The following is a 6,807-nucleotide window of genomic DNA, read 5'->3' as shown; positions in this document are numbered from 1 at the left end:
AGGACATCCACCCCCTCACCCTTTGGATGTCCTGATATCCCCTAATTGGGCAAATAAAAAAGACCCACCTTCCCCGAAAGATGAGTCTATGTGGGAATCAAGAATTAAAGATTTAATTGTTTGATTGTTTTTCCTGTAAATATGTTTACTAATTGAATAGAAGCACCATCGAGTGGAATTTCTTCTTGTGATACAAGATATGTGATGACACCATTTTTGAAGTCAATTTCTACTTCTGTAGAATATCCATCACTTGTATTAAAAGCAATTACAACATATTTGTCTTTATTTTCTCTTTCAACTGAAGGATAAATGAGTGCAATATTGCCTGAACCTTGTTCTTCATATTGACCAAGAATCATTAATGGTGATTTGACATCACCACTTTCAATCCCTTCATTGACTGCTTGGACTGACATCTTCTTGATTTGATTTTCACTAAACATTTTTCTCATGATTTATTTACCTCCCTTCATAAAAAAGGTTTGCTTCTCTTTGTAAGTGGGAGAAGCATAGAGACCACCACTACTCTTGATTAAGCAGATTTGTACACCTTGACAAATACATTGCGAGAGACAAAGCATGTGTTTTCGGTGTGGAAGAACATGTTGAGGAAGTCACCTTTTCCATTGATGTTTTCTCTTACTGCACGATATGTGTTGTGCAATTTCATGCCCCTTGCATCAAGAAGTACTCCCCATACTTTTGCATCGGCAGAACCAAGATTTGGGACTACCACAATCTTTGTTGGGAGAGCGACTTTTTCGCCTTGGAATGCACCTGCTTGAACATCGACTTCGATGGATGGCATGATACCTTGTTTTAATACAAGGACAAGACCACTTTCAGGTGTTGCACCTAAGGTGTTAAGATTTAAGCTGTGACCTTCGGAATAGTCGGATGCAACTTCGACATCACCTTTTAATTGTTTGATGAATGCTTCACCTGTGGATGTGTCGACAGGTTTTGCTAAGGTGCTAACAAGGTCATATGCGATGATGTATCCACCATCGATTGCATCTTGCATGGTGAGGTTGTCAGAAGATTTAATTGCTTTGACAACACCATAGTTTGTTGTGTTTGCAGTGCAATATAAGTGTTCATTGACTGCATGGTTGTTGTTGATTGTTGTGCTTAAAGCTGCATATGTTTGATCTGCATCGGATGAATCCATGCAACTTTCACACATGGTCGCTAAGACACCAAGTGCTTCTCTCTTAATACCATATTTGAGCATGGTTTCGGAGTCATACATCTTTTTGGTCTTATCGGCAACAATAGACACGAATTGTGCTTCATTGTGAACTGCTCTTTCGATGTCATTGTTTCTGATTGTTTGTGGAATGTATTTGCGTCCTAATGTGTATGAGAAATACACAGGTCTATATGTGGAGTCATATGGTGCGAGAGCATTTGCTCCACTTGGATCATGGTCTTGTGGGAGAATGAGGTCACTTGCCCATTCTTCTACGATTTTGCCATTGCTTAGGTCTTCACCATCAAAGATTGCTAATTTATCCACGAAATTAGTTTCAATTGTGAAGATTTTTCCGATTGTGTCTAATAAACCGACAGTGTTGTCTCTTGTTGCACTAAAGGATACAAGAGAGACCTTGTTTTCGGTGACATAAGTTGCGAGAGCAATGGTTAATTGTGCGATTGATAATTTCATAAATTATTTCCCTCCTAATGTCGCTTTTGCTATCTCTTCAAGAGAGCGAGGTTTCTTTTCGCCATCTTCAGGTGGATTGCTTGAACCTTCAGTTTTGATTAAAGAAACAATTTTGTCTTTGCATTCTTTAATCTCTTTGTCCTTTGCTTCATCTTCTTGGTCAATTTCATCGAGCATTTTCACAGCTTGTTCATGCTTGTCTATTTGCTCTTTTGACATGTCGGAATTGATGAGACCTTTTATGAAGTCTCGGACATTGCCTGTCTTCTCTTTAATTGCCATGTTTGTCTTCTCCTTTCTTAGTGATTCCTTCTACAAATTCGGATGTTTTGTCGACTATTTCTTTTCCATCGGTCAAGATGTCTTGCACTTCCTCATTTGTAATTTTTCCATCCTCTTTCGCTTTCTTGATTTTGTTAACAAGAGCAACGATGCGAGGAATTAAAACCATGATTAGGAAACCAAGGATTGTGCATACCATTGACACAATTGCTTGGATTTCATTGACTGAGAGTGATGTTCCTGTTAGTCCTAATAAACCACCGACAACACCACAAACAATATTTTCTTGCTTCATATTAGATGCCTCCTTCCTCCCCATAGAATAAACCTTTGAACTGACTTGACCAATCTCTTAGGATTTCTCGCCAATTCTTGTATAGAGCATCGAGTCTTTCCACAATTGAACCTGTGTCGGACTCGGTTGTTGCTTCGGTTTGTGTGATGTGAGAGGTGTGTTCATCATCATCGAAATCTCCACCATCTTGAGGTGTATCATTGAATCTTGTCTTTCCTGTAGATGTGGAAGATATTTTTCCAATTGGATCTGATTCATTCGCCTTATATTGTTTTAATAAAGGAATAAAGCGAGGAGCAGTCAAATTGAACAAATTGACAAATGACCTGAAGACCTCTTTTCTTTCCTCACTACTTGGTGCTTGGGCATCATTATAATAAGGATAATCAAGAACTTTGCGACATACTTCGCTATGATAGAATCTTGCATAGACCATTCTAACAAGTTGCTTGAAGATGTCCATCTTTTCAGTGGATGTTTCTTCAATGACAAGTGAATAGGTTGTCATGATTGTCGAAATGTCAATATCATGACTTGAATTTGGAGCATATGTGTCATCTTCAAGAGCAACAACTTCTCCTAATGTAAAGTAGATATACGCTTTCTTACTCATCGGAATTATCCTCCTTGCCATCTTCCTCTTCATTATAATCGGAAGAATGTGCCAATTCAATTGTGAACTTCGTTCCAAATACTGAATTGCATCTTTCAAAACCTTGAGAGATTTCATCAACTAAATCATCATTTGTCTCTTCGATTTCTTTGTTGTTGGTTTGAACTTCATCATCAGTGAAATGTTCTTTCTTTTGGGCAATACCGACATTTGAGACACCAATCATTGTCTTGATGTCATCTTCTATCTTTTGTCTCATTGCTTCAAGTTTATCAACAACATATGGAGCTGCGCTGACAAGAGACTTTGTGTTCTTAAGGTCATTGAGCATTGTTGCAATCATTGGTTCATCGCTTTCAAAGTCATTGATGAATTTAGTGATTGCTTTCTTATCTTCAGGTGAGAATCCAACGACCCAAGGTGCTTTTTGGTTCTTAGTGCAGATCCTGATGACCATTTCGATGTCCACTAATTGTTTAAGTTTTGGTTCAATGGAACTATATATTCCTTTGTGATTTGCTTGACACCACATAAGAACAATTTCTTTGTCAACTTCTAAAGGATAAACATTGATATATGAAACTGCTCTTGTATTGATACACATCGCATGTGTTGGAAAGTCATAGCAATTGTATCTTTCTGCCATCACCCAAGGTGTAAAAACATAGAATGGAACTCTATCTTTCACTTGTTCAGGAATGTTGATTCTTCTTGAACAAGCTGCAGTGCCTTCGAACCAATATTTTTTCATTAAATAATATGCTTCTTGGTAGTCCATGCCACCAATCTTGAACTTTTTCATCCATAGATTGAAGAATTTATTGTCATAAAAGAATTTGAATTGTGTTCTAACATCTGAACCTTTCTTCATATCAGTGATTATTTCAATTCTACTCATTTTCAACGCCTCCTTTAAGTGCTTTTTCGACATTATCGAAGTCTTCTTTTTCGCATATCATAAGTTTAGGTTCTAAAGTCCTGTATTTCTTAACAAAGTATTCATACATTTCTTTAATAATCTTAAATGATTTAATTGGTGATTTCATTTTTCATACCTCCTAAATAAGTGAAACTTCAAAGTTTTCATATTGTTGTTCAATGTCCCATTCATCATTGACTTTGTGGAAGAATGTGACACCTTGTTTCCATTTGTTCTTGATGTCATCAGCGATGTCTTCATTGAATGTGAATTCATCGAACACGATGTCAGCTTGAACATAATTGAAATATAGTCTTGTTGTGACATCAGGAATCTTTTGTTCATGTGTTGCATATCCACAATAATGGAATAAATCCCACATGGCATTTTTCATTATGTCGCTTAATTCATAATAGCATAGTTTTGCTTTATTTTGAGAGATTGCAGTTAATATGTCAATATCTTCTGAACCTTGGACTGATGTTCCTTGAACATATGATTGCATCATTTTTTGATTGATGCCTCTATCTTGCTCTTGTGCAACATGAATGTTTCTTGTGACCATTGCAGCTGTAGAAGAAAGAATGGCAATTCCACCTGTCATGAGCATGGCATTTCCTGTTCCCCATCCTGCAACTAAGGAAGCAGTGCCTCCCATAACTGAAAGAGCTGTTGTGATACCATTGACTGCATTTTGAGATGATGCTTTCTTGGTATCATATGAATATCCTCCACTACGAATGTAGTTTAGATAAGCATTATTATAAAGTGCTTTTTCATTGTTTCTCTCAATGGTTAAAACATCATTATAATTTTGTGTTCCTCTTTTACAAATATATTGCATAAAGATGAAAGCAAATTTTGAAACAATGTTCTTGGAAACGATATATTGTGCTTTGAAGTTTTGTTCAGGAAGAATTTTGTCTTCATCCAAATCTTCAAAATTGAATGTGAATGAGAAAGAATCATAAACGAATTTTGCTTGGAAATAGTCACTATGAAACAACTTCGATTCATATTTAATATTTCTTGCCCTTTGAGTACCAAAGTCAGGATTCTCCACAAACATCTTGTTCATTGGAGATTCTTGTTCAAATTCAATAATTCTTGAGAATGCTTCATCTTGTGGTCTCACTAATTCTAAGCATTCACCATCAGTGGAATATGATGTATTTGATGGAAGAGAGTCAAAAGACTTCTTTCCCACTAAGGCATCAACAGGTGAATATGGGAAAGCAAATGCCTTGATAAGAAGAGGATCTGATAAGTCAACTGAATCCCATCCTTTACAAGATGCAGTGATGTTGCTTTCTTCACTACCAATATAAACTGATGTTGTCTTTTGATATGGTGTTGTGGCAATTCCTGAACTTGCTATATAGACAGGAATTGATGCGATATCATAAAAACGAATAAATGAAACAGCTGTTGAATCTTTTGTTGCTATAACTTGTCTTAAAGGTGGAATTTCTCTCCATCCATAAGTGACAAGACTTGTGAACATATTTTTATTATCTCTACGAATGGCAAAACCAACTTCTGAAGAATAAAGGTCACTTGCTCTATATTGAACACCATTATATTCAAAATAACCATTTCCGAGTGTTTCTCTATTTAGAAGAATATATTCTGCATAATTATCATAATCAACTAAATCTTTGGCATAAAATGTCACTAATTTAGCACTTGATGAAGATATTTCATATCCTAAATCACTATAGAATCTTACTGCGACAGGATTGACATATTTTGGTGCAGTGTCATCAGCTGCAGTGGTGACTGCTAATACGGAAGCATAGACAACATACCATTGATTGACACCATCGCCATCAAAAAGTGTTTCTTCATCTTTCTTGAATAAATATGTTGAAAGACCTTCTTGGAATTGGTCAATGAGTCTTGTGCAAATACTTCCTTGTCCGAGACTATAAGCAATTTCATCATTGATTGCTTGTTTTACATAATCCCATGTTGCCGATGGAGAAAATTCGGTTGGAACATCATCACCATGGCATGTGACATCAAATAAAACTTCAAAAGAATCATTGTAATCATAAGGAACTGATTCAAGAATTGTCTTATGAATAACAATCCTATTCTCATCAATTTCAATCTTATTGATATTGTTATATTGCATATCAATAGCACCTTGTTTATTTGTAATTATGACATTGATTGTGTTGTCATGTGGAACAATTAAAAGAGGAAATGTAAGAGAAGGAACTCTTTCATATAAAAATGTAAAATCAAATTTTGCAATAAAGTGTCTTGTGACAAGAGGTGGAGGTGTAGCACCACTTTTCCAATTATCAATAAATGATTGCTCTAATAAAGTCGCTTCATGTGGAATATATCGAGCATATGTTTCAATTGGTTTGAATCTATCTTTATGCTCTCTTGTGACTAATGTCTTGTCGGAAAGAGTATATGTGGAATCACTTGCCACATCAGAAAAATTGAATGTGTTGAGAGTGTCCATTTTCAATTCTAATTCAATGGTTTCTTCAGCTTTCCATGAAGCGCGAAGGATGAAATAGAAATAATCGACATCTCCTGTTGAAATTTTGCAATAGTCATATTTATTAAGAGATTGACCTTTCAAAAGATAAGATTGAGACTTATCCAATTTGATTGTCTTATGTATCTCGAATCTTTGATATTGGAAACCTGTGATTGTTTCGTTTGCCTTTGTGGACAAATAAGCTGCGAGGTCATCCACAACAAAGTTTTTCATGTCATCTAATTTTGTATGTTTATAAAGTGTCAAATTACATGTTGCCATTTGTCTACCTCCTATATATTCTTATATATTTCTTCAATAAAATAATAAACATTAATGTCCTTAAATACAACTGACCTTTTGCGAATTGCTTCCTTGAATCTTTGCAATTTTTCTCTCTCATCAATAGAAAGAAGGATGCTTCTATCTACCATGTCTTGGAACTCAAAGCAATATATGGTTCGTTTTGCACTAACATCATCGAGGAATTGACAAAAGTATCTATCACATAAATCATCAATATAAT

9 protein-coding genes are annotated in these 6,807 nt (G+C 35.6%); all 9 read right to left on the bottom strand.

Annotation, left to right across the window (positions count from 1 at the left end):
* Positions 1-104 precede the first annotated feature (104 nt).
* The gene (locus ACKI67_RS05000; RefSeq protein ID WP_407462315.1) at positions 105-455 is read right to left on the bottom strand and encodes a hypothetical protein; all 351 of its coding nucleotides are present in this window, start codon (positions 453-455) and stop codon (positions 105-107) included.
* Positions 456-535: 80 nt separating this feature from the next.
* Positions 536-1,672 (bottom strand): hypothetical protein, encoded by a 1,137-nt coding sequence (locus ACKI67_RS04995; RefSeq protein WP_407462314.1) that lies wholly within the window; start codon positions 1,670-1,672, stop codon positions 536-538.
* A gap of 3 nt (positions 1,673-1,675) precedes the next feature.
* Complete coding sequence (locus ACKI67_RS04990) at positions 1,676-1,954, bottom strand: hypothetical protein (protein WP_407462313.1); 279 nt, start codon at positions 1,952-1,954, stop codon at positions 1,676-1,678.
* Positions 1,944-2,249, bottom strand: a complete 306-nt coding sequence (locus tag ACKI67_RS04985; RefSeq protein WP_407462312.1) for a hypothetical protein — start codon at positions 2,247-2,249, stop codon at positions 1,944-1,946. Before ACKI67_RS04985 ends, ACKI67_RS04990 begins: the two co-directional genes overlap by 11 nt.
* Before the next feature lies 1 nt (position 2,250).
* Entirely contained in the window at positions 2,251-2,862 is a 612-nt protein-coding gene (locus ACKI67_RS04980) for a hypothetical protein (RefSeq protein ID WP_407462311.1), read from the bottom strand.
* Positions 2,855-3,760, bottom strand: a complete 906-nt coding sequence (locus ACKI67_RS04975) for a hypothetical protein (RefSeq protein WP_407462310.1) — start codon at positions 3,758-3,760, stop codon at positions 2,855-2,857. Before ACKI67_RS04975 ends, ACKI67_RS04980 begins: the two co-directional genes overlap by 8 nt.
* Positions 3,753-3,908, bottom strand: coding sequence for a hypothetical protein (locus ACKI67_RS04970; protein WP_407462308.1), 156 nt, complete (start codon positions 3,906-3,908; stop codon positions 3,753-3,755). Before ACKI67_RS04970 ends, ACKI67_RS04975 begins: the two co-directional genes overlap by 8 nt.
* 12 nt (positions 3,909-3,920) lie before the next feature.
* Positions 3,921-6,563: a hypothetical protein gene (locus ACKI67_RS04965; RefSeq protein ID WP_407462307.1), complete on the bottom strand. Its 2,643-nt coding sequence runs from the start codon at positions 6,561-6,563 to the stop codon at positions 3,921-3,923.
* A gap of 11 nt (positions 6,564-6,574) precedes the next feature.
* The coding region (locus ACKI67_RS04960) for a hypothetical protein (protein WP_407462306.1) at positions 6,575-6,807 on the bottom strand (233 nt) is incomplete at its 5' end.

The organism is Methanobrevibacter sp. (assembly GCF_045577275.1).
GTDB lineage: Archaea > Methanobacteriota > Methanobacteria > Methanobacteriales > Methanobacteriaceae > Methanobrevibacter.
This window is presented reverse-complemented; position numbering and strand designations above follow the sequence as displayed.